The sequence below is a fragment of the Thioalkalivibrio sp. XN279 genome (genome assembly GCF_011089885.1).
Taxonomy (GTDB): Bacteria; Pseudomonadota; Gammaproteobacteria; order Steroidobacterales; family XN24; genus XN24.
Map to the genome: position 1 here is coordinate 260963 of NZ_JAANBD010000029.1, position 24595 is coordinate 285557.

The window sequence follows — 24595 nt, forward strand, 5'->3', positions numbered from 1 at the left end:
ACATGGACGGCAAGCACCGCATCGACGACGCAACCATCTGCAGCCTCGGGCGCGAGGTCCTCGACGTCGAGGCCGAGGCCGTGCTGGGGCTGCGCGAGCGCATCGACGCAGCGTTCGTGAAGGCCTGCCGCTACTGTCTCGACTGTGCCGGCCGCGTGGTCGTGACCGGGATGGGCAAGTCCGGCCATATCGGCGGCAAGATCGCCGCCACGCTGGCAAGCACCGGCACGCCGGCCTTTTTCGTGCATCCGGGCGAGGCCAGCCATGGCGACCTGGGCATGATCACCGCCACCGACGTCGTGCTCGCCATTTCCAACTCCGGCGAGACGCCCGAGATCCTGACCATCCTGCCGCTCATCAAGCGGCTCGGCGTGCCGCTGATCGCCATGACTGGCAAGCCCGGCTCGACGCTGGCCGCGGCCGCCGATGCGCACCTGGACATCGGCGTGGCCAGGGAAGCCTGTCCGCTCAACCTCGCGCCCACCGCCAGCACCACCGCCACGCTCGCCATGGGCGACGCCTTGGCGGTGGCGCTGCTGCACAGCCGCGGTTTCACGCGCGAGGATTTCGCCTTCTCCCATCCTGGCGGGCTGCTGGGGCGGCGCCTGCTGCTGCACGTGCGCGACATCATGCGAACCGGGGAGCGCGTACCGCGGGTCGTACCCGGGCTCGCCGTCTCCGAGGGCCTGTTCGAGATCTCGCGCAAGGGCCTGGGCATGACCGCGGTGGTCGACGCCGAGGACCGGGTGCTCGGCATCTTCACCGACGGCGACCTGCGGCGCACCCTTGACGCCCGGCACGACCTGACGGCCACGCCCATCGAGCAGGTCATGACGCGCAACGTCAAGACCGTGCGCGGCGACATGCTGGCGGCGGAGGCGGTGCGGCTCATGGAGACCTACGCCATCACGGCGCTGCTGGTGGTCGGCGCCGACGGCCGCCTCGAAGGCGCCTTCAACGTGCACGACCTGCTGCAGGCGGGGGTGATGTGATGCCCGGGTTGCGGGAGACAGCCGCGCGCATCCGCATGGCGGTGTTCGACGTCGACGGCGTGTTCACCGACGGCCGCATCTGGATCGGCAGCGACGGTGTCGAGTACAAGTCCTTCAGCGTGCGGGACGGCTTCGGCATCAAGGCCTTGCTCGCCGCCGGCGTGGAAGTGGCGATCATTTCCGGGCGCGACTCGCCCGCCGTCAACAAGCGCATGGACGAACTCGGCGTGACGCGCGTGGTGCAGGGCCGGGCAGACAAGGGCACCGCCCTCGCCCAGCTGTTGCGCGAGACCGGCATCCCGGCAGCCGAAGTGGCGTATCTCGGCGACGACACGCCCGACGTCGCGGCGATGCGCATGGTGGGCCTTCCCGCCACTGTCGCCGACGCCCATCCGGACGCACTCGCGGCGAGCGCGTGGGTATCCACTCAACCCGGCGGTCACGGCGCGGTGCGCGAATTCTGCGAGCTGCTGCTCGGGGCGCGCTGAGTGACTGCCGCGAATCGCCTCGCCCTCTTCTTCCTCGCGGTGCTCGCGGCCGGCGCCTGGTGGTTGAACAACCGGCTGCACCCGGAACAGCCGGTAGTCGAGCGCCCCGCTCCGGACGGGTTCTACATGACCGGCGCCGAGATCACCGCGCCGGATGCCGCGGGCATGCCGCAATACCGCCTTATCGCGGAGGAAATCCGGCAGGTGGCGCTGGGCGGCGACACGCTGCTGCGCGACGTGCGCGTGGAATACAACATGTACTCGCCCAGCCCCTGGCTGCTCACCGCGCCCCAGGGCCGCGTCACCGAAAACCAGTCCGAGCTGGAGCTCTGGGGCGGTGTCGAAGTCATCGGGGACTCCGGCGACCACGGACCCGCACGCGTGGTCACCGATCACCTTGCCGTGGACATCGAGACCAGCATCGCGCGCACCGATGCCCCGGTCGCCCTGACCCTCGGCCGGCACCAGTTGCACGGCACGGGCCTGGTGGCTCACTTGCTGGAAGAGCGCCTGCAGCTACAATCCCTGGTCAATGGCCGCTTCCTCCCCTGATTCCGCGCGGGCCCTGCCCGTGACGCCGTGGGCCCTGGCCGCGATAGTCCTGTTCGCCCTCGCGGCGGGCGCGCCGGCGCTCGCCCAGCAGCAGGAGATCCTGCTGGAGGCCGCCTCCTCGGACTTCGACCGTCGTGGCGAGAAACTCCTGTTTCGCGACGTCCGGATCCAGCAGGGCGACATCGTCATCACGGCGGCCGAGGCGGAGACCCGCGACCTCGAGTTCTCCAGCGGCCAGTGGGAGTTCCGCGGCAACGCGCGCATCGACGGCCCCATGGGGTCGATCCAGGCAGATCGCGCCACCATCGGCTTCAGCAACCACCAGCTCCAGTCCGCCGTCGCGGAAGGCGCCCCGGCCCGCTTCACGCGCACCATGCCGGGGCCCGAAGCGCGGCGCGTGGACGGCACCGCGAACCGCATCAGCTATGACCTGCGCGAGGGCGAACTCTCGCTGCAGGGCCAGGCCCGGTTGAGCGACGGGGTCCGGGAAGCCAGCGGGGCGCGGCTCGTCTACCGCATCGCGGAGGACCGCCTCATCGCCAGCGCGGACGAGGAAGGCACGGAGCGCGTGCGCATCATCATCACGCCGCCGGAAGACGGCAACCAGGACGGCCAGGACGGCCAGGACGACGAGGCACCGCGCGAGCCGGAGCCGACACCGTGAAGACCCTCCGTGCCGAGGGCATCGCCAAGAGCTATCGCTCGCGCACCGTGGTGCGCTCCCTGACCCTGTCCATTTCCAGCGGGGAAGTGGTGGGACTGCTCGGCCCCAACGGCGCCGGCAAGACCACCGCCTTCTACATGATCGTCGGCCTGGTGCCCTGCGACAGCGGCCGCATCCTGCTGGACGACAAGGACCTGACCTCCCTGCCCATGCACCGGCGCGCCCGGCTCGGCGTCGGCTACCTGCCGCAGGAAGCCTCGGTGTTCCGCGGCCTCAGCGTGGAACAGAACATCCTCGCCGTGCTCGAGACCCGCAAGGACCTCGACCAGGTCGGCCGGCGCAACCTGCTCGAGGAGCTGCTGGAGGAACTCAGCATCGGCCACATCCGCGACAGCAAGGGCCTCAGCCTCTCCGGCGGCGAGCGCCGCCGCGTGGAGATCGCCCGCGCCCTGGCGGCCGAACCGGCCTTCATCCTCCTCGACGAGCCCTTTGCCGGCGTCGACCCGATCTCGGTGCTGGACATCCAGCGCATCATCGGGCACCTGCGCGACCGCGGCATCGGCGTGCTCATCACCGACCACAACGTGCGCGAGACGCTGGGCATCTGCGGCCGGGCTTTCATCCTCAACGCCGGCGAGGTCATCGCCTCCGGGTCCGCGGATGAGATACTTGCGAACAGGCAAGTACGAGAGGTCTACCTCGGCGAGCACTTCCGCCTCTAGACGCCACCCATGATCAAGCAGTCGCTGCAACTCAAGCTCAGTCAGCAGCTCACGCTGACGCCCCAGCTACAGATGGCCATCCGCCTGCTGCAGCTGCCGGTGCTCGACCTGCAGGCCGAGCTGCGCGAGGCACTCGAGAAGAACCTCATGCTCGAGATGGACGACGGGCTCGAGCTGGCGCCGCCGAAAGGCGAGCAGCAGCGGTCCACGGAGAACGCGCGGGAGGGCCAGGAAGCCGCCCCGGAACAGGCCTCGGGCGACGATTTCCGCGAGGACCTGCCCTACGCCGACGTACCGGATTACACCACGGGCTACAGCAGCGGCAGCCGCGACGACGGCGACGAACAGCGCGATTACGCCGACGCCAGCGGCACCTCGTTGCGCGAGCATCTCATGGCCCAGCTGGACGTCGCCCTGCCGGAGGGCGACCGCAAGGCGATCGCCACCATGATCGTCGACGCGATCGACGACGACGGCTACCTGCAGGAGAGCCTGGAGGAGATCTGCGCCAACCTCGAACCGGAATTGCATACGGATATCGACGAGGTGGAGCGGGTGCTGGCCTGCGTGCAGCGCTTCGACCCCCTCGGCATCGGCGCCCGCGACCTGTGCGAGTGCCTGCTGCTGCAGCTGTCACCCTTCGCCCCGGACACCCCGGGGCTCGACCTGGCGCGCCGTCTCGCCGCCGAATGCCTGGTGGAGCTCGGTGAGCAGGATTACGCCGCCATCCGCCGCCGCCTCGGTTGCGACCCGGAAGAGCTGGAGACCGCCGTCGCCCTGTTGCGTTCCCTGAGCCCGCGCCCCGGCAGCGCCGCCGACTCGCGCCCGCCCGAGTACATCGTCCCGGACGTGTTCATACGCCGCGTCGAGGAGACCTGGCAGGTGGAGATTAACCCCGCCATTGCGCCACGGCTGCGGGTCAACGCCGCCTACGCCGGCTCTCTCGGCCGCAGCGGCGAATATTCGACCCTGCGCAGCCAGCTGCAGGAGGCGCGCTGGCTGGTGAAGAGCCTGGAGATCCGGAACGAGACCCTGTTGCGCGTGGCTCGTGCCATCGTCGCTCATCAGCAGGACTTCCTGGAGCGCGGCGAGCAGGGCATGCGCCCGCTGGTGCTGCGCGAGATCGCCGAGGCGCTCGAACTGCACGAGTCGACCGTCTCCCGTGCCACGACCGGAAAGTACATGCACACGCCGCGGGGCGTGTTCGAGTTCCGCTATTTCTTTTCCAGCCAGGTATCGGGCAGCGACGGCGAGAGCGTCTCCTCCACCGCCATTCGCGCGCGCATCCGCAAGCTGATCGCCGACGAGGACCCGGCCAAGCCGCTCTCGGACAGCGCGCTGACCCGTATACTCGTCGGCGAGGGCATCGAGGTGGCGCGCCGCACTGTGGCCAAATACCGGGAATCCATGGGGTTTCCGTCCTCCAACGAGCGTCGCCGCGTGGCCATCCGCTGACCGCGGGCGCGGCGCGCGGAGCGCTCAATCCGCCCTAGCCAGCAGGCGAAAGCTGCTACTAGAATACAAGTGAACCGCGGGCCGCCCGACGGGCCGGCTCCACCACTCCCAAGGGGTAAGCAAATGCAGATCAACATGACCGGTCACCACGTCGACATCACCGACCCGCTGCGCGACTACGTGTACAGCAAGATGGACAAGGTCATCCGGCATTTTGACAACCTGATCGATGTCCATTGCATCCTCACCGTCGAGAAACTGCAGCACAAGGCCGAGGCCACGCTGCGCCTGGCAGGCGACACCCTGCATGCGGCGGCGGTCGAGGAAGACATGTATGCTGCGATCGACGCCATGACGGACCGTCTCGATCGCCAGGTCCGGCGGCACAAGGACAAGCTGACCGACCATCACAACGGCGTGGGACGCCCGCGCAACGCCTGACCACCGCGGGCCCGCCCCGGAGCATCCAGATGACTTTCGAATCCCTGCTGCAACCAGGCCGCGTGCTCGGCAATGTCGAAGCGCGCAGCAAGAAACACGCCCTGGACATCCTGAGCGAGATGCTCTCGTCCGCGGCGGACCTGGACCAGGGCGAGGTGTTCCAGAGCCTGATAACGCGCGAGAAGCTGGGCTGCACCGCCATCGAGAACGGCATCGCCATCCCGCACGGGCGCCTGTCCGAGATTGAAGCGCCGGTCGGCGCCTTCCTCAAGCTGTCCAGGCCGATCGACTTCGACATGCCGGACCGGGAGCCGGTCGACCTCATTTTCGGGCTGCTGGTGCCCGTCCCCGAGGACGACGTGGGCTGCCATCACGAGGAGGTCTCCAATATCGCCACCGGGCTGGGCGACCACGTGCTGGCCGCGGCGCTGCGGCGGGCGAGCTCCAGCCGCGCGCTGTACGACCTGCTCGTGAACCACGACAAGTCACACGCCGCCTCGGCATGACAGCCATGCCGCGCCGACGATGGAACTCGTAGTCGTCAGCGGCTTGTCCGGCTCGGGCAAGAGCGTGGCGCTCGCCATGCTCGAGGACCTGCAGTGGTACACCCTCGACAATGTCCCGGCGCGCCTGCTGTCGCTGGTGGTGGGCGAGCTCGTCGGCAGCGAGGATGCCAAGTTCGAGCGCCTGGCCATCGGGCTGGATGCGCGCCCGCGAGCGGAGGACCTGCCGGTCATCCGCAGCCTGATGGATGAGCTGCGCGGACGGGGGCTGCGCTGCCAACTCATCTACCTGCACGCCAGCGAGAACGTGCTGGTGCAACGCTACCTGGATACGCGCCGGCGCCACCCCCATACACCGGCGCAGGCCGGCGACCGCACGCTCGCCTCCGCCATCCAGTACGAGCAGGAACTGCTGGCGCCGCTGGCCGAAGCCGCGGACCTGGTGCTCGACACCAGCGCCACGAGCGTGCACGAGCTGCGCGACATCATCCGCAACAAGGTGGCCGACCAGCCGCGCAACCAGCTCTCGCTGCAGTTCGAGTCCTTCGGCTTCCGCGAGGGCGTGCCCAAGGACGCCGATTTCGTCTTCGACGCCCGCTTCCTGCCCAACCCCTACTGGGAACCGGATCTACGCCCGCTCACGGGGCGCGATGCTGCGGTGGCCGAATTCCTCGCCGCAAGCCCGACCGTGGAAGCCTATATCGGCGACATGACGCGTTTCCTCGACAGATGGATCGGCGACATCGAGTCCGCCAACCGCAGTTACCTGACAGTTGCGGTCGGCTGCACCGGGGGGCGCCACCGCTCCGTGTATATCGTGGAGCGCCTCGCTGAACACTTTCGCGAGGCTTTCCCCGGCGTCACCGTGCGACATGCCTCGCTGGAGCGGCTGGAAAACGAGCAGTGACCGTCCCCGCGGGCGCCGAATCCGTGCCCCCGGCCCGGGCGAAAGCGCCTCACAACACCCATGCAGGACCTGCCATGACCGCCATACTCCGTACCCTGCTGCTCGCACTCGTGGCCCCGGCGCTGCTGCTGGCCGGCCCCGCCCAGGCATCCCCGGCGGCCGGCTCCCCCGCGCCGTCTTTCGAACTCAGGGACCAGGCCGGCGAGACGCATCGCCTCGAGGACTACCGCGGCAAGTGGCTGGTGCTCTATTTCTACCCCAAGGACGACACGCCGGGCTGCACCACCCAGGCCTGCGAGTTCCGCGACAACATTTTTGCCTTCCGCCGCCTCGGCGCCGAGATCGTCGGCATCAGCCTGGACGACGTGGAGAGCCACCGGGCCTTCGCCGAGAAGCACGGCCTGCCATTCACCCTGCTGGCGGACGAGGACGGGGCCGTGGCGCGCGAGTACGGCGTGTTGAAGAACTTCGGCGTGGTCAAGCTGGCCAGCCGCCAGACCTTTCTCATTGCGCCGGATGGCGCCGTGGCGCGGCACTACGAGAAAGTCGACGTGGACGCTCACTCCGCCGAAGTGCTCGCCGACATCGAGGCGCTGGCGGCGGGGAGCTAGCGTCCCCGGCTTGCCCGGGCGCGACACCTTGACTATCGTGCAGGCTCTTGCCTGACAGGCTGCGAGCCGTGCCCTCCCGAGCATTGAAGTTCTTCCCGATCGTCCACTGGGTCCGCCTCACCACCCGGCAGGACCTCGCGGGAGACCTCTCGGCCGCGGCCATCACCACCATCCTGCTGGTGCCACAGGGCCTGGCCTACGCCATGGTCGCCGGCCTGCCGCCGGTGGTGGGCCTGTACGCTTCGATCCTGCCCGCGATCCTCTACGCCATCCTCGGCACCAGCCGTGACCTGTCGGTGGGACCGACCTCGGTGGCCGCGATCATGGTCGCCAGCGCGACGGCGAGCGCGGGCGCCGGCATCGACCCGGTCGCGGCGGCGTTGATCCTGGCCGCGTTGTCGGGCCTGATCCTGCTGGTCATGGGCCTGCTGCGCATGGGCGTGTTCGCCAACCTGCTCAGCCAGCCCGTGCTGACCGGGTTCTCCAGCGGCGCGGCGGTCGTGATCATGGCGGACCAGCTGCGTCATTTCGCCGGCATCGAGTTGCCCACGGGCCTGCAGCCACACGAGATGGTCGCCTACCTGGGCGCGCGCGCCAGCATCCTGAACGTGCAGACGCTGGCGGTCGGCGGCGTGGCGCTGGTCCTGCTGCTGGCGGCGACCGGCACCACGCGGACCGGCCGCAGGATACAGGCCGTCACCGGACGGCTGATGCCGGTGCTGGTGCTCGCACTGGGGGCGGCCGCGGTGATGGTCTTCGGTCTCGAACGCGTGCCGCTGGTCGGCGCCATCAGCTCGCGGCCGCCGATGTTCGACATCACCATGCCCGGCGTCGGCGCCTGGGTGACCCTGCTGCCCTCGGCGGCGCTGATCAGCATCATCGTCTTCGTCGAAAGCGTGAGCATCGCCAAGTTCCTCGGCGCCCGGCGGCGAGAGGCGATCGACGCGGACCAGGAGCTGGTGGCGCTGGGCGCAGCCAACCTTGGCTCGGCGCTGTCCGGCGCCCTTCCGGTCGCCGGCAGCTTCAGCCGCAGCATGGTGAATTACACCGCGGGCGCCCGCAGCCAGCTGGCGTCGATCTTCCTCGCGCTGTTCACCGCCGCCACGCTGCTGCTGTTCGCGCCGCTGTTCAGCGGCCTGCCCAAGGCCGCGCTGGCCGCCATCATCATCGTCGCCGTGGCCGGGCTGGTGGACCTGCGTTCCATCCCCGAGACCTGGCGCTACAGCAAGGCGGACGGCGCTTCCAACCTGGTCACCTTCCTCGGCGTGCTCGCCTACGGCGTGGAGGCCGGCCTGGTGATGGGCGTGCTGCTGTCCGTGCTGCTGTACGTCTGGCGCACCGGCCATCCGAACATCGCCGTGGTCGGCCGCCTGCCGCATTCGACCGAGTTTCGCAGCATCGCGCGCCACAAGGTCGAGACCTGGCCCGACATCCTGCTGGTGCGCGTGGACGAGAACCTTTACTTCGCCAACGTCGGCCACGTGCAGGACATGATCACGCGCGAGTTCCAGAAGCGCCCGGGCATCCGGCACCTGGTGCTGGTCATGAGCGGCGTCGGTTTCGTCGACTCCAGCGCGCTGCACTCGCTGCAGGTGGCGGCCGAGAACCTGCGCGCCTCCGGCGTGACCATCCACCTCGCGGACGTGAAGGGGCCGGTGATGGACCGCCTGCGGCGCACCAAGATCTTCGAGCAGCTGGCTCCCGGGCAGGTGTTTCCCACGCCCCAGGTGGCGGTGACCGCGCTGAGCCGGGCGGCCGAGCGGGAGAAGGAACTGATCCCGATCTAGGCTCGTTGCCGGCCTCAGCCGACCGACAGGATACGCATGCTGTTGGTGCCGCCGGCGATCCCTGCGGCGTGCCCCTCGGTGAGCAGCACGCGGTCGCCCGAGCGCACCAGGCCGCGCTCCAGCAACACGCGCGAAATGGCGTCGAACTCGCCCTCGCCCTGCTCTGCCAGCACGTCGAAGGGCACCGGGTAGACGCCTCGGTACAGGGCCACCCGGCGGCGCGTGCTCTCGTTGCGACTGAAGGCGTAGATCGGGATGCCGGAGCGGATGCGCGACATCCACAGCGCGGTGTTGCCGGACTCGGTGAGCGCCACGATGGCGCGCACGTCCATGTGGTTGGCGGTGTACATGGTGGCCATGGCGATGGCCTCGTCGGTGCGCGCGAAGACCTCGTCCATGCGGTGGTGCGAGGTCGAGGTGGCCCGCTGCCGCTCCGCGGACCGGCAGGCGCTGGCCATGGCCTCCACGGCCTTGACCGGGTAGCGCCCCACCGCCGTCTCGCCCGACAGCATCACCGCGTCGCTGCCGTCGAGCACGGCGTTCGCCACGTCGGAGACCTCGGCGCGCGTGGGAATGGGCTCGTGGATCATCGACTCCATCATCTGGGTCGCCGTGATCACCACCCGGTTCAGGGCGCGCGCAGTGCGGATGATCTGCTTCTGCACCCCGGGGACCTCGGCGAAGCCGATCTCGACCCCCAGGTCGCCGCGCGCCACCATCACCACCTCGCTGGCGCGCGCGATCTCCTCGATGTGCGTCACGGCCTCGGCGCGCTCGATCTTGGCCACCAGCAGCGCTTCCCCGCCGGCGGCGCGCAGCAGGCTGCGCGCCTCCTCCATGTCGGCAGCCGAGCGCGGGAAGGACACCGCCAGGTAGTCGAGCTCCAGCCGCGCGGCGAGTTCGATGTCCGCGCGGTCCTTGTCCGTCAGGGCGCCCGCCGACAAGCCGCCACCCTGGCGGTTGATGCCCTTGCCGCCGCTCAGCACGCCGCCGACCCGCACCACGCACTCCACCCGGCTGCCCGCGACGTCCTGCACCTCGAGCGTGATGGCGCCGTCGTTCAACAACAGGATGTCGCCCGCACGCACGTCGCGCGGCAGGTCCCGGTAAGTGACGCCGACCGCGCCCTGGTCACCGGCATCCGCGGGCAGGGCTGCATCGAGGACGAACGAGGCGCCGTCGACCAGCTCGACCTGCCCGCAGGCGAACTGCTCGACGCGGATCTTGGGTCCCTGCAGGTCGCCGAGAATGGCCACGTCGCGCCCCATCGCTGCAGCCGTCTCGCGCACCGCGCGCACGCGGCGCTCGCGGTCTGCAGCGCCGCCGTGCGAGAAGTTCAGCCGGACCACGTCGACCCCGGCCTGCAGCAGCCGCTCCAGCACGCCCGGCCGGTCCGTCGCCGGGCCGAGGGTGGCAACGATCTTGGTGCGCTTCAACACCGGGCGCCGCTCAGCCCCGCGCCCGGGTTTCGAGCATGGCCACCGCCGGCAGCGTCCGCCCCTCGAGGAACTCGAGGAAGGCGCCGCCTCCGGTGGACACGTAGGAGACCTTGTCCGTGAGCCCGAACGCATCCAGCGCCGCGAGCGTGTCGCCGCCGCCGGCGATGGAGAACGCGTCGCTGGCCGCCACGGCCGCCGCGAGGGCGCGCGTGCCCGCGGCGAACCGCGCGTCCTCGAACACGCCCACCGGGCCGTTCCAGACGATGGTGCCGGCGCGGGCGAGGATCTCGCCGTAGGCCCCGGCCGTCTCCGGCCCGACGTCGAGGATCATCTCGTCGGCCCCGACCTCCGCCACCGGCCGCAGCACGGCCTCGTGGCCGGGCTCCAACCCCGGCGCGACCACCACGTCGCTCGGCAGCGGGATGGCGGCGCCGCGCCCCTGCGCTTTCTCCACCAGCCTGCGGGTCTCGTCCAGCAAGTCCGGCTCGTACAGCGACTTGCCCACCGCGTGCCCGGCAGCGGCGATGAAGTTGTTGGCGATGCCGCCGCCGACAATCAGCTGGTCGACCCGGTCCAGCAGCGTGTCGAGGACCGAGAGCTTGGTCGACACCTTGGAGCCGCCGACGATCGCCACCAGCGGCCGCGCCGGCTCATGCAGCGCCTTGCCCAGCGCTTCCAGCTCGGCGGCCAGCAGCGGCCCGGCGCAGGCCACGGGCGCGAAGCGCGCCACGCCGTGCGTGCTGGCCTGGGCGCGGTGCGCGGTGCCGAAGGCATCCATCACGAACACGTCGCACAGCGCCGCCATGCGCCGCGCCAGCGCCTCGTCGTCCTTCTTCTCGCCCGGGTTGAAGCGCACGTTCTCGCACAACACGACCTCGCCGGGCTCGACCGTGACGCCGTCGAGCCAGTCGCGCTCCAGCCGCACCGGCTGCCCGAGCAGCCCGGAAAGATGCTCCGCCACGGGCGCCAGCGAGTACTTCGGGTCGAACTCGCCTTCCGTCGGCCGGCCGAGATGCGACAGCAGCATCAGCGCGGCGCCCTTTTCCAGGGCGAGACGGATGGTCGGCAGCGACGCCCGGATGCGGGCGTCGCTGGTGACCTTGCCGCCGTCCACGGGGACGTTCAGGTCTTCGCGCACCAGGACCCGCTTGCCGGCCAGGTCCAGGTCCGCCATGCGCAACACGTTCATGGACGCTCTACTTGGCGTTCATCAGGGCGATGGTGGTGTCGAGCATGCGGTTGGAGAAGCCCCACTCGTTGTCGTACCAGGAGCAGATCTTCACCAGGCGCTTGTCGACCACGCGCGTCAGCGAGGACTCGTACACCGAGGAGCGCGGGTCATGGTTGAAGTCGATCGACACCAGCGGCTCGCGATTGAAGCCGAGGATGCCCTTGAGCCGGCCCTGCGAGGCCTCCTCCAGCACCTTGTCGATCTCTTCCTTGCTGGTGTCGCGTGCCGCGGTGAAGGTCAGGTCGACCATGGACACGTTGATGGTCGGCACGCGGATGGCGAAGCCGTCCAGCTTGCCGGCGAGTTCCGGCAGCACCAGGCCCACGGCTGCGGCGGCGCCGGTCTTGGTCGGGATCATCGACATGGTGGCGGAACGCGCGCGGCGCAGGTCGGAGTGGTAGACGTCCGTCAGCACCTGGTCGTTGGTGTAAGCATGGATGGTGGTCATGAGGCCGTGCACCACGCCGATGGCCTGGTGCAGCGGCTGGACCAGCGGCGCCAGGCAGTTGGTGGTGCAGGATGCGTTCGAGATCACCTCGTCGCTGGCCTTGAGCGTGTCGTGGTTGACGCCGAACACCACGGTGGCGTCGACGTCCTTGCCGCCCGGCGCCGAGATGATGACCTTCTTCGCCCCGCCCTGCAGGTGGGCCGCGGCCTTCTCCTTGCTGGTGAACAGGCCGGTGCACTCCAGCACCACGTCGACGCCCAGTTCCTTCCACGGCAGGTTGGCCGGGTTGCGCTCGGCGAGCACGCGGATGCGGTCGCCGTTCACCACCAGGTGATCGCCGTCGACGCGGACCTCGCCGGAGAACTTGCCGTGCGCCGTGTCGTAGCGCGTCAGGTGGGCATTGGTGTTCGCATCGCCCAGGTCGTTGATCGCGACGATGCTGATCTCGTCATTGCGCCCCGACTCGTAGAGCGCGCGCAGGATGTTGCGGCCGATGCGGCCGTAGCCGTTGATGCCAACCTTGATCGCCATAACCCTTCTCCTTGACTGCCGCGCTCCCCCGGGGAGCGCATTTGCACGATTTGAAACCTGGAACCCGAGAACTAGAGCAACGCTTTCAGCTTCGCCGCCACATGCGCTGCCGTAAAACCGAAATGCTCGAACAGCGCGCCGGCCGGTGCCGAGGCGCCGAAACCCTCCATGCCGACCACGTCGCCGGCATCGCCCACGAAGGGATACCAGCTGTCCGGCACGCCGGCTTCCACCGCCAGCCGCGCCTTGATCGCCGCCGGCAGCACCTCTTGCCGCCAGGCCGCATCCTGGGCGCGGAAGGCTTCGATGCAGGGCATCGAGACCACGCGCACCCCGATGCCCTCGTCCGCCAGGGCCGTGGCCGCAGCGACCGCGAGGGCCACTTCCGAGCCGCTGGCGATGATGATGCCATGTTCCTCGCCCGCAGGGCGGTGCAGCACGTAGCCGCCACGGCGGATCGCGGCCAGCTGTTGGGCACTGCGCGCCTGGGGCGGCAGGTTCTGGCGCGACAGCGCCAGCACCGTCGGCGTGCTGCGGCTCTCGATGGCGTCCCGCCAGGCGACGGCGGTCTCCGCCAGGTCGCAGGGCCGCCACACGCGCAGGTTGGGGATCAGCCGCAGGCTGGCGAGGTGCTCGATGGGCTGGTGGGTGGGTCCGTCCTCGCCGAGGCCGATGGAATCGTGCGTGTAGACCAGCGTCACCGGCTGGCGCATCAACGCCGCCATGCGCACCGCGTTGCGGGCGTAGTCGGAGAACACCAGGAAGGTGCCGCCGTAGGGCTTGAAGCCGCCATGCAGGGCAAGACCGTTCATGATCGCCGTCATGCCGAACTCGCGCACGCCGTAGTGCAGGTAATTGCCGGCGAAATCACCGGCGGCGATGCGACGGCTGCCCTTGAAGAAGGTGTTGTTGGAGCCGCTCAGGTCGGCCGAGCCGCCGATCAGTTCCGGCAACATCGGGCCGAACGCGTCCAGCGACATCTCAGAGGCCTTGCGCGTGGCCACGGCCTTGTCGCTTGTGGCGAGCGCGGCAACGGCCTCGTCCGCCGCCGTGTCCCAGCCGGCGGGCAGTTCACCCGCCAGGCGGCGCTGCAGTTCGGCGTGCTGTTGCGGGTACTCCCTGGCATACGCGGCCATGCGCTCGGCCCACGCGGCTTCCGCCGCGGCCCCGCGCTCGCGCCCGTCCCATGCGGCGCGGATGTCCTCGGGGATGACGAAAGGATCGTGCGGCCAGCCGATATTCTTGCGCGTGGCCGCCACCTCGTCGGCGCCCAGCGCGGCGCCGTGGGTCGCTTCCGTGCCCTCCTTGTTGGGCGCGCCCCAGCCGATGACGGTGCGGCAGCAGATCAGCGTCGGGCGGCCGGTCTCGGCCTTGGCCGCCTCGATCGCCGCCTTCACCGCCTCCGGGTCGTGCCCGTCGACGCCCGGCACCACGTGCCAGCCGTAGGCCTCGAAGCGCGCCGGGGTGTCGTCGGTGAACCAGCCTTCCACCTCGCCGTCGATGGAGATGCCGTTGTCGTCGTAGAACACGATGAGCTTGCCCAGCCCGAGCGTGCCGGCGAGCGAGCAGGCCTCGTGCGACACGCCCTCCATCAGGCAGCCGTCGCCGGTGAACACCCAGGTGTGATGGTCGATCAGCTCGAAGCCGGGCCGGTTGTAATGCGCCGCGAGCACGCGCTCCGCGATGGCCATGCCGACGGCGTTGGCGAGGCCTTGCCCCAGCGGCCCGGTGGTGGTCTCGACGCCCATCTCCGGCTCGTATTCAGGGTGTCCCGCGGTGCGAGAGCCGAACTGCCGGAAATTGCGGATCTCGTCCATTTCCAGCGGGTAGCCCGAGAGATGCAGCAACGAGTACAGCAGCATGGAGCCGTGCCCGTTCGAGACCACGAAGCGGTCGCGGTTCGGCCAGTGCGGATTGCCGGGGTTGTGGCGCAGGAAGTCGTTCCACAGCACCTCCGCGATGTCGGCCATGCCCATGGGCATGCCGGGGTGGCCGGAATTGGCCTGCTGGACGGCGTCCATGCTCAACGCGCGGATGGCGTTGGCAAGATCTCTACGCGACGGCATCGGGGCTCCCGGAAAACAGCTGGCGGGTAAACTCCGCATGTTCGCCCAATCGGGCCGCAGCGGCAAGTGCACGGACCGGGGCCGTCAGGCGCATATCCTTTTCTTTCAGGCGGTTGCGCTCAGTCACGCCACTTGATGGAACAGCCCACCGAGGACAGCTGCCGCTCGGGCCCGAGGCCGGTCTCCGCGACCTGGCGCATGGCCTCGAACAGCTCCCGCGGCGCATCCTGTGCCGCGCGGCCCGGCGTGGAGCCGTCGAGCCGGCCGCGGTAACGCAGCTTCAGGTCCGCGTCGTAGCCGAAGAAATCGGGCGTGCAGACGGCGCCGTACGCTCGCGCCACGGCCTGGGTCTCGTCGAGCAGGTACGGGAAAGTGAAGCCTGCCTCGCGCGCCAGCCGCGCCATCGCCTCCGGACCGTCCTGCGGATAGGCAGTGATGTCGTTGGGCATGATCGCGACGCTTTTCACGCCCAGCGGCTCGAGCTCGCGGCAGTCGCGCACGATGCGTTCCAGCGCGGCCTGCACGAAGGGGCAGTGGTTGCAGATGAACATCACCAGCGTGCCGCGCGCGCCGCGACAGTGCGCCAGCGTCCACTCGCGCCCGCCCGGGCCAGGCAGGCGGAAATCCGGCGCTGTGGCGCCGAGCGCGGCTGCGGGGGTCTCGGTCCTGGCCATGGGCTCCTCCTCGGTGGCGTGCCGCTGGGCGCATGCGGGCCGCCCGGCCCGGCCGGCGCTATACTATCCGACTTTGTGCACCTCTTGATGGAACCCGACGCATGGCCAACGATTACCTTTTCACCTCGGAATCAGTCTCCGAGGGCCACCCGGACAAGATCGCCGACCAGGTCTCCGATGCCGTGCTCGACGCCATCCTCAAGGAGGATCCGCGGGCGCGTGTCGCCGTCGAGACCATGGTCAAGACCGGCATGGCCATCATTGCCGGGGAGGTCACGACCTCCGCCTGGGTGGACCTGGAGGACCTGACGCGCCAGACCATCCTGGACATCGGCTACAACAGCTCGGAGCTCGGCTTCGACGGCGCCACCTGCGCCGTGCTCAATGCCATCGGCAAGCAGTCCCCCAACATCGCCCAGGGCGTGGACCGCACCGACCCCCGTTCCCAGGGCGCCGGCGACCAGGGGCTGATGTTCGGCTACGCCACCAGCGAGACCGACTCGCTCATGCCGGCGCCGATCTACTACGCCCACAAGCTGGTCGAGCGCCAGGCCATCGAGCGCAAGAACGGCACCCTGCCGTGGCTGCGCCCGGACGCCAAGAGCCAGATCACTTTCCGCTACCACGACAACCGCCCGGTCGGGATCGAGGCCATCGTGGTGTCGACCCAGCACGCCCCCGACATCGGCGCGAAGGAACTCGAGGAAGCGGTGATGGAAGTCATCATCCAGCCGGTGATCCCGGAAGAGTGGCTGGCCTCCTGCAAGCGCTTCCACATCAACCCGACCGGGGCCTTCGTCATCGGCGGCCCGTTGGGCGACTGCGGGCTGACCGGGCGCAAGATCATCGTCGACACCTACGGCGGCATGGCGCGCCACGGCGGCGGCGCCTTCTCCGGCAAGGACCCGTCCAAGGTGGACCGCTCGGCCGCCTACGCGGCGCGCTGGGTGGCGAAGAACATCGTCGCTGCGGGGCTGGCCGAGCGCTGCGAGATCCAGATCTCCTACGCCATCGGCGTGGCCGAGCCGACCTCGATCACGGTCGAGACCTTCGGCACCGGCAAGGTGTCCAACCAGAAGCTCACGGAGCTGGTGCGCCGCCACTTCGACCTCACGCCCTACGGCATCATCCAGGAGCTCGACCTGATCCGGCCGATCTACAAGTCGACCGCCGCCTACGGTCACTTCGGCCGCGACAACCCCGAGTTCACCTGGGAAAACACCGACCGGGCCGAGCTGCTGCGAAACGAGGTGTGAGTTTCGCGCGAACACCGTTCGCACAGACACGATTCAATTCACGCGTGCCCGCAAGGATACGGAGTTGCGGAAGCGCGTAGCAGAGGAAGACATGACCATGCAGACTGCCGCAAAGATCAAGCCTGATTACCACGTCGCCGACATCGGCCTGGCCGCCTGGGGCCGGCGCGAGATCGCCATCGCCGAGACCGAGATGCCCGGCCTGATGGCCCTGCGCGCCAAGCACGGCAAGGACAAGCCGCTCAAGGGCGCACGCATCGCCGGCAGCCTGCACATGACCATCCAGACCGCCGTGCTGATCGAGACGCTGGTGGAGCTGGGCGCCGACGTGCGCTGGGCCAGCTGCAACATCTATTCGACGCAGGACCATGCCGCGGCCGCCATCGCCGCTGCCGGCGTGCCGGTGTTCGCCTTCAAGGGCGAGACGCTGGACGAGTACTGGGAGTTCACCCACCGCATCCTCGAGTGGGGCGACGGCGCGCTGCCCAACATGATCCTGGACGACGGCGGCGACGCCACGCTGGCCGTGACCCTCGGCGCGCGGGCGGAGCAGGACCCGTCCCTGCTGGATAACCCCTCCAGCGAGGAAGAGGTGGCGCTGTTCAAGGCGCTGAAGCGTCGCATCGAGGCCCGTCCGGGCTGGTATGCCAAGGCGCAGGCCGCCATCCGCGGCGTGACCGAGGAGACCACCACAGGCGTCCACCGCCTGTACCAGATGGAGAAGGACGGCCGCCTGCCCTTCCCCGCCATCAACGTCAATGACTCGGTCACCAAGAGCAAGTTCGACAACCTCTACGGCTGCCGCGAGTCTCTGGTGGACGGCATCAAGCGCGCCACCGACGTGATGATCGCCGGCAAGATCGCCCTCGTGGCCGGCTACGGCGACGTCGGCAAGGGCTGCGCGCAGTCCCTGCGCGGGCTCGGCGCCACCGTGTGGGTGACCGAGATCGATCCCATCTGCGCCCTGCAGGCGAGCATGGAAGGCTACCGCGTGGTGACCATGGAAGATGCCGCCGACAAGGCCGACATCTTCGTCACCGCCACCGGCAACTACCACGTCATCACGCGCGAGCACATGGCGCGCATGAAGAACCAGGCCATCGTCTGCAACATCGGCCACTTCGACAACGAGATCGATGTCGCCGGCCTGAAGCAGTACGAGTGGGAGAACATCAAGCCGCAGGTCGACCACGTCATCTTCCCGGATGGCAAGCGCATCATCCTGCTGGCCGAAGGCCGGCTGGTGAACCTGGGCTGCGCCCACGGCCATCCCAGCTTCGTGATGTCGGCGAGCTTCACCAACCAGGTGCTGGCGCAGATCGAGCTGCACAACAACGACGGCCAGTACGAGAACAAGGTGTACGTGCTGCCCAAGCACCTCGACGAGGAAGTGGCGCGGCTCCACCTGGAGCGCATCGGCGCCAGGCTGACGAAGCTGCGCCCGGACCAGGCGCAGTACATCGGCGTCGAAGCGGACGGCCCCTACAAGCCGGATCACTACCGCTACTGAGACCCTGCACCGCGCGGCTTCGGGCCGGCGATTGTCGGCCCGGGCCGCGGTGGCGCGCCAGCACAAGCCCGGCTCGCTCCGAAATCTTTATGTCGCTCGCCGGGCCTGTGCTGTCCCGCCAGCGCTACGCTCGGGGCAGGCGCAGCGCCGTCTGCCGCGATGCCAGGGGCATGGCAACCCCGTCCGCCGCGCTCGGGGGTCGCGGTGCCACCCCGGATCCGGTCAGCGCTTGCGCGCGAGCGTGAGGCCGTCACCGATCGGCACCAGGGACAGGTCGATGCGCTCGTCGCCGTGCAGGCGCGCGTTGAAGGCGCGGATGGCGACGGTGTCGGGCGCCTGGTTCGCCGGGTCGGCGACGGCGCCGTCCCAGAGGGTGTTGTCGACGGCGATGAGCCCGCCGGGACGCAGCAGCTGCAGCAACCGCTCGTAGTAATCCGGGTAGGCTTCCTTGTCGGCGTCGATGAAGGCGAAGTCGCAGGTGCCGGCCTCGCCCTCCGCCAGCAGCGTGTCCAGTGTCTCGAGCGCCGGCGCCAGGCGCAGGTCGATCCTGTCGCTCACGCCTGCCTCGGCCCAGTAACGACGCGCCATGGCGGTGTACTCGTCGCTCACGTCGCAAGCGACGATGCGTCCCCCAGGCGGCAGCGCCAGCGCCACCGCCAGGCTGCTGTAGCCGGTGAAGACGCCGACCTCGATGCACCGGCTCGCACCCATGAGGCGCACCAGCAGCGCCATGAACTGGCCCTGCTCGGGCGCGATCTGCATGTTCACCTGCGGGTGCGTCGCCGTCTCGGCGCGCAGCCGCGCCAGCGCCGGATGCTCCCGCAGCGAGGCGCCCAGCAGGTAGTGGTAGAGCGCGTCATCGAGCGAAACTGTACGGTTAGACATGAACTGCTTCCCAATTTTGTGCGCGCGGCTTGGTTAGACTAGCCTTGGGCTGGATTCTATCGGGGAAGGGGAATGGGCGCAGAACGTCCCGTGCGTCTGCTGCAACTGACGGACAGCCATGTACGGGCCGCCGCCGACGGCGAGCTCAAGGGCTGGCGTACGCTCGAGTCGCTCGAGGCGACGCTGGCGGCTGCGCTGGACGGCCAGGACCCGCCGGACGCCATCCTGGCCACCGGGGACCTGTCGCAGGACGGTTCGCGCGAATCTTACCGCCACATCCGGCGCGTACTCGCCGGGGCCGGCGTCCCGGTCTATTGCATCCCGGGCAACCACGACCACCCGCCGACCATGATGGCGGAGCTGTCCTCAGCCCCGTTCCACTACTGCGGCGATGTTGGGCTGGGCGCATGGCGGCTGGTGATGCTCTCGACCTGGGACGGCGACCGCGGCGGCGGGCGCCTGTCGCCGCAGGAGCTGCAACGCCTGGCAGGGGTGCTCGATCGCTCCCGCGAGCCGCACCTGCTGATGGTGCTGCATCACCATCCTGTGCCCGTCGGCTCCTGGCTCGACAAGGTCGGCCTCGACAATGCAGACGAGTTCATGCGCCTGGCCGACGGCGACGGCCGCATCCGCGGCATCGTCTGGGGCCACGTCCACCAGGTTTTCGAACGCCAGCGCCGCGGCATGCAGCTGCTCGCCGCCCCCTCGACCTGCTTCCAGTTCAAGCGCGGCGCGCCGACCTCGGACGTCGACGCCACGCGCGGACCCGGCTTCCGCTGGCTGGAGCTCCTGCCGGACGGGCGCATCTCGACCCGGGTCGGCTGGGTGCCGGTACCGGTCGAGGCCGTGTCTTGAGCCTGCCCGGCGGCGATGCGCGCGCGGAGCTGGTGCGCTGCTATCGCTGGCTGCGGCAGCACGGGCTCAACGACTCCCACAGCGGCAACGCGTCGGTGCGCGACGGTGACTGCGCCTGGGTCACCCCGACCGGCTGTTGCGGCGACACACTGCAGCCCGAGCAGCTGCTGCGCTGCCCACTGGACGCCGCCCCGCCCGCCGGCGCCTCGCTGGACGCACCGCTGCACCTGGCCGTCTATGCCGCCAGTCCCGCAGCGCGAGCCGTGCTCCACAGCCACGGGCCGCACAGCATCGCCATGACGCTGGGCGGCGGCGACTTCCGCCCCCAGGATTTCGAGGGCCGCTACTACTTTCCCGAGGTGCCCGTGCTCGACATCCCGCACGAGGCTTACGTCGCCCGCTCGCCGGCGGCCGTCGCCGCAGCGCTGGCGAGCCATCGCGTCTGCATCGTGCGCGGCCACGGTGTCTACGCCGCGGCAGAGACCCTCGACCTGGCTTACAAGTGGACCTGTTCCCTGGAATCCTCGGCCCGCATCGCCTGGCTGGCGCGGGTCGCGCGGCTCGGCGGCTGAGCGGCGTGGGCGCGCGCCTTGCCCTGCTGTTGTTGCTCGGCTTCGCCGCCGGGCCACTGGCCGCAGTCCCCGCCTGGCGGGTCACCGCACCCGGTGCGCCCGGCGAGGTGCTGCTGCTCGGTTCGGTGCACCTGTTGCGCCCCGCGGACCAGCCGCTGCCCGAGGCGATCGAGCAGTCGTATGCACGCGCCGCGAGAATGCTGATGGAGCTGCATCCGCGCGAGCTGGCGCCGGCCGCCGTCCAGGCCGCGCTGGCGAAAATCGGCGTCGACGCCCCCGGACGCACGGCCGGCGAGCTGCTCGATGCAGCCGCATGGGCGGCAGCCGCGGAACAGGTCCGGGCGGCGGGCTTCCCGGCCGAGGCGCTGGCCGGCCTGGAACCCTGGTTCGGCGCCATCAGCCTGTACACGGGCGCGCTCGGCGCCGCCGGCTACGATGCCGCGCTCGGCGTCGATCAGCAACTCGGCGAGCGCGCCCTGCGCGACGGGCTCCCGGTGTCCGGCCTGGAGACCCTCGAGGAACAGCTGCGCCTGTTCAAGGGGCTCGAACTGCCGACCCAGCTGGCCCTGCTGGCCAAGACACTGGAGGAGCTCGACACGGCCGGCGCCGACACGGCACGGCTGGTGGCCGAGTGGCGCGCCGGCGACGTCGCGGCGCTGGCGCGGAGGCTGGAGGCCGATTTCGCCGGCTATCCCCAGCTGCGCGAACAGGTGGTCGAGGGGCGTAATCGCCGCTGGACGCCCGAGGTCGCGTCACTGCTCGACGCGGAAGGCGTAAGCCTGGTGGTGGTGGGCGCGTTGCACCTGGTCGGCCCGGAAGGCTTGCCGGAGCTGCTGCGCCAGCGGGGCCTCGTGGTCGAAGCCCTGCAGGATCACTGAGGGGCCGACCTGGTGCGGCGGACGCCCATGCCGCGAGTGCGGCGCTAGATCTCGATCATCTCGAAATCTTCCTTGCCCGCACCACAATCCGGGCAGCGCCAGCTGAGGGGAACGTCGTCCCACTTGGTGCCGGGTGCCACGCCCCCGTCCGGGTCGCCTTCCGCTTCTTCATACACATAACCGCAAATCACGCACATGTAAGCTTTCATCGCTGCTCCGGCACGGGGATAATCCAGGTCGGCGCGAATTCTCGCATGCGAACTTCCCCAGCCCAAGCCGGACGCCTGCCATGCCTCCCACCGTACTCGTCATCGCCGGCAACGATCCCTCCGGCGGCGCCGGCATCGCCGCCGACATCCAGGCGATCACCGCGGCCGGGGCGCATCCCGCGCCCGTGATCACCGCGCTCACCGTGCAGGACACGGTGAATGCCAGTGCCGTGGAACCCGCCGCCCCGGAGTTCGTCGCCGCCCAGGCGGAGGCCGTACTGGCCGACATGCCGGTCGCGGCGGTGAAGATCGGGCTGCTGGCGACGGCAGGCATCGCCGACGCCGTCGCCACGGTGCTGGCGCGATACCCGGCGATCCCCCTGGTGCTGGACCCGGTGCTGGTGGCGGCGGGCGGCGCGCGGCTCGCCGAGGAAGCCCTGGTGGACGTGGTGCTGGACCGCCTGTGCCCGCTCACGACCCTGCTGACGCCCAACGCGCTGGAGATCCGCCGCCTCGCGCCGGCAGCCGGCGATACGGCTGCACGTGCCGGCAGCTTGCGGACGGCGGGCTGCAAGTGGGTGCTGGCCAAGGGCGGCGACGAGGCCGACGAGGGCCGCCAGGAAGTGGTCAACACGCTCTACGGCCCGGGCGCGCCGCGGGTCTTCCGCTGGCCGCGCCTGGCGGGCGGCTTCCACGGCTCCGGCTGCACGCTCGCTTCCGCCTGTGCCGCGCGCATCGCGCTGGGCGACCCTGTCGACACGGCGGTGGCCGCGGCCCAGGCGCTGGTGCACACCTGGCTCGAGCGTGCCTTCCGCCCGGGACGCGGCCAGCTCGTCCCCCTGCGCCGCCCGGCCTGACATGGGACGCGTGACGCTGCCGCCCGGCCTGTACGCCATCACCGACCCGGAGCTGGTGCCGGAGGCGGTGCTCGGCCAGGCCGTGGCTGCAGTCGTCGCCGGCGGCGCGCGCGTGGTCCAGTACCGCGACAAGACGGCCGACGCCGACACGCGCCGGCGCCGCGCCGGCCTCGTGCTGGCCGCCTGTCGCGCCGGCGGCGCGCTGTGCATCATCAACGACGATCCCGTGCTTGCTGCAGCACTCGGCGCCGACGGCGTCCACCTGGGCCGCGACGATGACGACATCGAGTCGGCGCGGCAGCTGCTGGGGCCCGAGCGGCTGATCGGGCTGTCCTGCTACAACGAGCCGGCGCGCGCCCATGCCGCGGCGGCAGCAGGGGCCGACTACGTCGGCGTCGGCAGCGTCTGGCCCTCGGACACCAAGCCGGGCGCGGTGCGCGCGCCGTTGACCCTGCTCGGCGAACTTGCCGCAACCCTGCCGGTGCCGGTGGTCGCCATCGGCGGCATCAACCGCGACAATGCGGCCGCCACCATCGCCGCGGGCGCGCATGCGGTGGCGGTGATCCGCGACCTGTTCGCAGACCCGGACCCGCGCAGCGCAGCGCAAGTACTTTCCGCAGCCTGCGAGCGCGGGCGCGCGCAGATAAAATAACGGTTTTGCCGCGCGCCTCCGCGCCGGCCCAGATCCAGGAGACCCGGCATCGTGAACCTGTTCCAGGAAGCCCAGCGTTACATCCCCGGCGGCGTCAATTCACCCGTGCGCGCCTTCCGTTCCGTCGGCGGCGAACCGGTGTTCATCCGCAAGGCGGCCGGCCCCTACATCTGGGGCGAGGACGGGCGCCGCTACACTGACTACGTCGGCTCCTGGGGCCCGATGATCCTCGGCCACGCGCATCCCGACGTCATCGAGGCCGTGCGCACCGCGGCGCTGGACGGCCTGTCCTTCGGTGCGCCGACTGCGATCGAGACGGAGCTGGCACGGCGCGTGTGCGAAATCATGCCGTCGATCGAGCTGGTGCGCTTCGTCAGCTCGGGCACCGAGGCGACCATGAGCGCGATTCGCCTGGCGCGCGGCTACACCGGGCGCGACAAGATCGTGAAGTTCGAAGGCTGCTATCACGGCCACTCGGACTCGCTGCTGGTGAAAGCAGGCTCCGGCGCACTGACGCTGGGCGTGCCGACCTCCCCCGGCGTGCCCGCCTCGCTGGCGCAGCACACCATCACGCTGACCTACAACGATCTCGAAGAAGTGCGGCAGGTATTCGACGAGATCGGCGCCGAGATCGCCGGCATCATCGTCGAGCCCATCGCCGGCAACATGAACATGGTGCTGCCGGCGCCCGGCTTCCTCGAGGGACTGCGCGAAGTGTGCGACCAGCACGGCGCCGTGCTGATCTTCGACGAGGTCATGACCGGCTTCCGCGTCGCGCGCGGCGGGGTGCAGGAGATCTCCGGCGTCAAGCCGGACCTGACCACGCTGGGCAAGATCATCGGCGGCGGCATGCCGGTGGGCGCCTTCGGCGGCAAGCGCGAGGTGATGGAGCAGATCGCCCCGCTGGGCCCGGTCTACCAGGCCGGCACGCTGTCCGGGAACCCGGTCGCCATGCATGCCGGCATCGCCACCCTCGACCGCCTGCAGCCCGAGCTCTACCAGGAACTGGGCGCCCGCACCGAGCGGCTGGTGGCGGGAATCCAGGCGGCTGCGGATGCCGCCGGCATCCCCTTCACCGGCCACTCCGTCGGCGGCATGTTCGGCCTGTTCTTCAGCGGTGATGGCCCGGTCCAGACCTTCGCCCAGGTGATGGCCTGCGACCAGGAGCGCTTCAAGGCCTTCTTCCACGGCATGCTGGACGAGGGCGTCTACCTCGCCCCGTCGGCCTTCGAGGCCGGCTTCGTGTCCCTCGCCCACACCGACGAGGACATCGACGCCACCATCGCGGCCGCCGGGCGGGTGATGCAGAAGCTGAAGGGCTGACCGCCCCGGCGACCGCGGCTACCCGTCCGCGGCGCGACGGCACGGGGTGGCTCCGGCTACCCGTCCGCGGCGCGACCGCGTGATGCG

General features: G+C 69.9%; 26 protein-coding genes. 19 read left to right on the forward strand and 7 right to left on the reverse strand.

Going from position 1 to position 24595, the window contains the following annotated elements; all coding sequences use genetic code 11:
- Positions 1-2 precede the first annotated feature (2 nt).
- The 11 genes from G8346_RS14085 to G8346_RS14135 all read left to right on the forward strand — a co-directional run bounded on the left by G8346_RS14085 (position 3) and on the right by G8346_RS14135 (position 9122).
- On the forward strand, positions 3-992 hold the full coding sequence (locus G8346_RS14085; RefSeq protein WP_166052409.1) for a KpsF/GutQ family sugar-phosphate isomerase: 990 nt from the start codon (positions 3-5) through the stop codon (positions 990-992).
- Positions 992-1480 (forward strand): HAD family hydrolase, encoded by a 489-nt coding sequence (locus G8346_RS14090; RefSeq protein ID WP_166052650.1) that lies wholly within the window; start codon positions 992-994, stop codon positions 1478-1480. The genes G8346_RS14085 and G8346_RS14090 overlap by 1 nt, the downstream gene beginning before the upstream one ends.
- Positions 1481-2032, forward strand: a complete 552-nt coding sequence (gene lptC, locus G8346_RS14095; RefSeq protein ID WP_166052411.1) for an LPS export ABC transporter periplasmic protein LptC — start codon at positions 1481-1483, stop codon at positions 2030-2032.
- Positions 2013-2696: a lipopolysaccharide transport periplasmic protein LptA gene (lptA, locus tag G8346_RS14100; protein ID WP_166052413.1), complete on the forward strand. Its 684-nt coding sequence runs from the start codon at positions 2013-2015 to the stop codon at positions 2694-2696. Before lptC ends, lptA begins: the two co-directional genes overlap by 20 nt.
- Complete coding sequence (lptB, locus tag G8346_RS14105) at positions 2693-3418, forward strand: LPS export ABC transporter ATP-binding protein (RefSeq protein ID WP_166052415.1); 726 nt, start codon at positions 2693-2695, stop codon at positions 3416-3418. Before lptA ends, lptB begins: the two co-directional genes overlap by 4 nt.
- A gap of 9 nt (positions 3419-3427) precedes the next feature.
- Positions 3428-4873 (forward strand): RNA polymerase factor sigma-54, encoded by a 1446-nt coding sequence (locus tag G8346_RS14110; protein ID WP_166052417.1) that lies wholly within the window; start codon positions 3428-3430, stop codon positions 4871-4873.
- Between the two features lie 123 nt (positions 4874-4996).
- Positions 4997-5314, forward strand: a complete 318-nt coding sequence (hpf, locus tag G8346_RS14115; RefSeq protein WP_166052419.1) for a ribosome hibernation-promoting factor, HPF/YfiA family — start codon at positions 4997-4999, stop codon at positions 5312-5314.
- Positions 5315-5343: 29 nt separating this feature from the next.
- Positions 5344-5820: a PTS sugar transporter subunit IIA gene (locus G8346_RS14120; protein WP_166052421.1), complete on the forward strand. Its 477-nt coding sequence runs from the start codon at positions 5344-5346 to the stop codon at positions 5818-5820.
- A gap of 19 nt (positions 5821-5839) precedes the next feature.
- Positions 5840-6724, forward strand: a complete 885-nt coding sequence (gene rapZ, locus G8346_RS14125; protein WP_166052423.1) for an RNase adapter RapZ — start codon at positions 5840-5842, stop codon at positions 6722-6724.
- A gap of 74 nt (positions 6725-6798) precedes the next feature.
- Positions 6799-7335 (forward strand): peroxiredoxin, encoded by a 537-nt coding sequence (locus G8346_RS14130; RefSeq protein ID WP_166052425.1) that lies wholly within the window; start codon positions 6799-6801, stop codon positions 7333-7335.
- A gap of 68 nt (positions 7336-7403) precedes the next feature.
- The gene (locus G8346_RS14135; protein WP_166052427.1) at positions 7404-9122 is read left to right on the forward strand and encodes a sulfate permease; all 1719 of its coding nucleotides are present in this window, start codon (positions 7404-7406) and stop codon (positions 9120-9122) included.
- A 14-nt stretch (positions 9123-9136) separates the two neighbouring features.
- Here G8346_RS14135 and pyk read toward each other — a convergent pair whose 3' ends face one another.
- The 5 genes from pyk to G8346_RS14160 form a co-directional block, all read right to left on the reverse strand.
- Positions 9137-10558 carry a pyruvate kinase gene (gene pyk, locus G8346_RS14140; protein ID WP_166052652.1) on the reverse strand — a complete coding sequence of 474 codons (1422 nt, stop codon included), beginning with the start codon at positions 10556-10558 and terminating at the stop codon, positions 9137-9139.
- Positions 10559-10571: 13 nt separating this feature from the next.
- Positions 10572-11750 (reverse strand): phosphoglycerate kinase, encoded by a 1179-nt coding sequence (locus G8346_RS14145; protein ID WP_166052429.1) that lies wholly within the window; start codon positions 11748-11750, stop codon positions 10572-10574.
- A 7-nt stretch (positions 11751-11757) separates the two neighbouring features.
- Positions 11758-12771, reverse strand: coding sequence for a type I glyceraldehyde-3-phosphate dehydrogenase (gap, locus tag G8346_RS14150; protein WP_166052431.1), 1014 nt, complete (start codon positions 12769-12771; stop codon positions 11758-11760).
- 71 nt (positions 12772-12842) lie between these two features.
- A complete protein-coding gene (gene tkt, locus G8346_RS14155; protein WP_166052434.1) occupies positions 12843-14837 on the reverse strand; it encodes a transketolase in 1995 nt (664 codons plus the stop codon).
- A 119-nt stretch (positions 14838-14956) separates the two neighbouring features.
- Positions 14957-15511 carry a thioredoxin family protein gene (locus tag G8346_RS14160; protein ID WP_166052436.1) on the reverse strand — a complete coding sequence of 185 codons (555 nt, stop codon included), beginning with the start codon at positions 15509-15511 and terminating at the stop codon, positions 14957-14959.
- A 101-nt stretch (positions 15512-15612) separates the two neighbouring features.
- Between G8346_RS14160 and metK the strand changes: the two genes are divergently transcribed.
- Both metK and ahcY read left to right on the forward strand, forming a co-directional pair.
- Complete coding sequence (metK, locus tag G8346_RS14165; protein WP_166052438.1) at positions 15613-16767, forward strand: methionine adenosyltransferase; 1155 nt, start codon at positions 15613-15615, stop codon at positions 16765-16767.
- Positions 16768-16864: 97 nt separating this feature from the next.
- Positions 16865-18277, forward strand: a complete 1413-nt coding sequence (gene ahcY, locus G8346_RS14170) for an adenosylhomocysteinase (RefSeq protein ID WP_240901517.1) — start codon at positions 16865-16867, stop codon at positions 18275-18277.
- Positions 18278-18499: 222 nt separating this feature from the next.
- Here ahcY and G8346_RS14175 read toward each other — a convergent pair whose 3' ends face one another.
- A complete protein-coding gene (locus tag G8346_RS14175) occupies positions 18500-19162 on the reverse strand; it encodes a class I SAM-dependent methyltransferase (RefSeq protein ID WP_166052442.1) in 663 nt (220 codons plus the stop codon).
- A gap of 72 nt (positions 19163-19234) precedes the next feature.
- Here G8346_RS14175 and G8346_RS14180 point away from each other — a divergent pair, with 72 nt between their 5' ends.
- Genes G8346_RS14180 through G8346_RS14190 form a run of 3 tightly spaced genes read left to right on the forward strand, consistent with a single transcriptional unit; the run spans position 19235 to position 21467 of the window.
- Entirely contained in the window at positions 19235-20017 is a 783-nt protein-coding gene (locus G8346_RS14180) for a metallophosphoesterase (RefSeq protein ID WP_166052444.1), read from the forward strand.
- On the forward strand, positions 20014-20589 hold the full coding sequence (locus tag G8346_RS14185; RefSeq protein WP_206202780.1) for a class II aldolase/adducin family protein: 576 nt from the start codon (positions 20014-20016) through the stop codon (positions 20587-20589). Before G8346_RS14180 ends, G8346_RS14185 begins: the two co-directional genes overlap by 4 nt.
- Positions 20590-20594: 5 nt before the next feature.
- A complete protein-coding gene (locus G8346_RS14190; protein WP_166052446.1) occupies positions 20595-21467 on the forward strand; it encodes a TraB/GumN family protein in 873 nt (290 codons plus the stop codon).
- Between the two features lie 44 nt (positions 21468-21511).
- Here the strand turns inward: G8346_RS14190 and G8346_RS14195 are convergent, their stop codons facing one another.
- Positions 21512-21676, reverse strand: a complete 165-nt coding sequence (locus G8346_RS14195; RefSeq protein WP_166052448.1) for a rubredoxin — start codon at positions 21674-21676, stop codon at positions 21512-21514.
- Between the two features lie 80 nt (positions 21677-21756).
- Between G8346_RS14195 and G8346_RS14200 the strand changes: the two genes are divergently transcribed.
- Genes G8346_RS14200 through hemL form a run of 3 tightly spaced genes read left to right on the forward strand, consistent with a single transcriptional unit; the run spans position 21757 to position 24508 of the window.
- Entirely contained in the window at positions 21757-22533 is a 777-nt protein-coding gene (locus G8346_RS14200) for a hydroxymethylpyrimidine/phosphomethylpyrimidine kinase (protein ID WP_166052450.1), read from the forward strand.
- A gap of 1 nt (position 22534) precedes the next feature.
- Positions 22535-23185, forward strand: a complete 651-nt coding sequence (thiE, locus tag G8346_RS14205) for a thiamine phosphate synthase (protein WP_166052452.1) — start codon at positions 22535-22537, stop codon at positions 23183-23185.
- A 51-nt stretch (positions 23186-23236) separates the two neighbouring features.
- Entirely contained in the window at positions 23237-24508 is a 1272-nt protein-coding gene (gene hemL, locus G8346_RS14210; protein WP_370520666.1) for a glutamate-1-semialdehyde 2,1-aminomutase, read from the forward strand.
- The last annotated feature ends 87 nt before the right edge of the window (positions 24509-24595 follow it).

Coding starts and splice junctions, on each gene's coding strand:
- G8346_RS14090 (WP_166052650.1), top strand. CDS start 992: ATGCCCGGGTTGCGGGAGACAGCCGCGCGCATCCGCATGGCGGTGTTC.
- G8346_RS14130 (WP_166052425.1), top strand. CDS start 6,799: ATGACCGCCATACTCCGTACCCTGCTGCTCGCACTCGTGGCCCCGGCG.
- gap (WP_166052431.1), bottom strand. CDS start 12,771: ATGGCGATCAAGGTTGGCATCAACGGCTACGGCCGCATCGGCCGCAAC.
- G8346_RS14160 (WP_166052436.1), bottom strand. CDS start 15,511: ATGGCCAGGACCGAGACCCCCGCAGCCGCGCTCGGCGCCACAGCGCCG.
- G8346_RS14180 (WP_166052444.1), top strand. CDS start 19,235: ATGGGCGCAGAACGTCCCGTGCGTCTGCTGCAACTGACGGACAGCCAT.
- tkt (WP_166052434.1), bottom strand. CDS start 14,837: ATGCCGTCGCGTAGAGATCTTGCCAACGCCATCCGCGCGTTGAGCATG.
- thiE (WP_166052452.1), top strand. CDS start 22,535: ATGGGACGCGTGACGCTGCCGCCCGGCCTGTACGCCATCACCGACCCG.
- G8346_RS14175 (WP_166052442.1), bottom strand. CDS start 19,162: ATGTCTAACCGTACAGTTTCGCTCGATGACGCGCTCTACCACTACCTG.
- rapZ (WP_166052423.1), top strand. CDS start 5,840: ATGGAACTCGTAGTCGTCAGCGGCTTGTCCGGCTCGGGCAAGAGCGTG.
- G8346_RS14200 (WP_166052450.1), top strand. CDS start 21,757: ATGCCTCCCACCGTACTCGTCATCGCCGGCAACGATCCCTCCGGCGGC.
- ahcY (WP_240901517.1), top strand. CDS start 16,865: ATGCAGACTGCCGCAAAGATCAAGCCTGATTACCACGTCGCCGACATC.
- G8346_RS14085 (WP_166052409.1), top strand. CDS start 3: ATGGACGGCAAGCACCGCATCGACGACGCAACCATCTGCAGCCTCGGG.
- G8346_RS14110 (WP_166052417.1), top strand. CDS start 3,428: ATGATCAAGCAGTCGCTGCAACTCAAGCTCAGTCAGCAGCTCACGCTG.
- metK (WP_166052438.1), top strand. CDS start 15,613: ATGGCCAACGATTACCTTTTCACCTCGGAATCAGTCTCCGAGGGCCAC.
- hpf (WP_166052419.1), top strand. CDS start 4,997: ATGCAGATCAACATGACCGGTCACCACGTCGACATCACCGACCCGCTG.
- G8346_RS14195 (WP_166052448.1), bottom strand. CDS start 21,676: ATGAAAGCTTACATGTGCGTGATTTGCGGTTATGTGTATGAAGAAGCG.
- G8346_RS14145 (WP_166052429.1), bottom strand. CDS start 11,750: ATGAACGTGTTGCGCATGGCGGACCTGGACCTGGCCGGCAAGCGGGTC.
- G8346_RS14120 (WP_166052421.1), top strand. CDS start 5,344: ATGACTTTCGAATCCCTGCTGCAACCAGGCCGCGTGCTCGGCAATGTC.
- lptA (WP_166052413.1), top strand. CDS start 2,013: ATGGCCGCTTCCTCCCCTGATTCCGCGCGGGCCCTGCCCGTGACGCCG.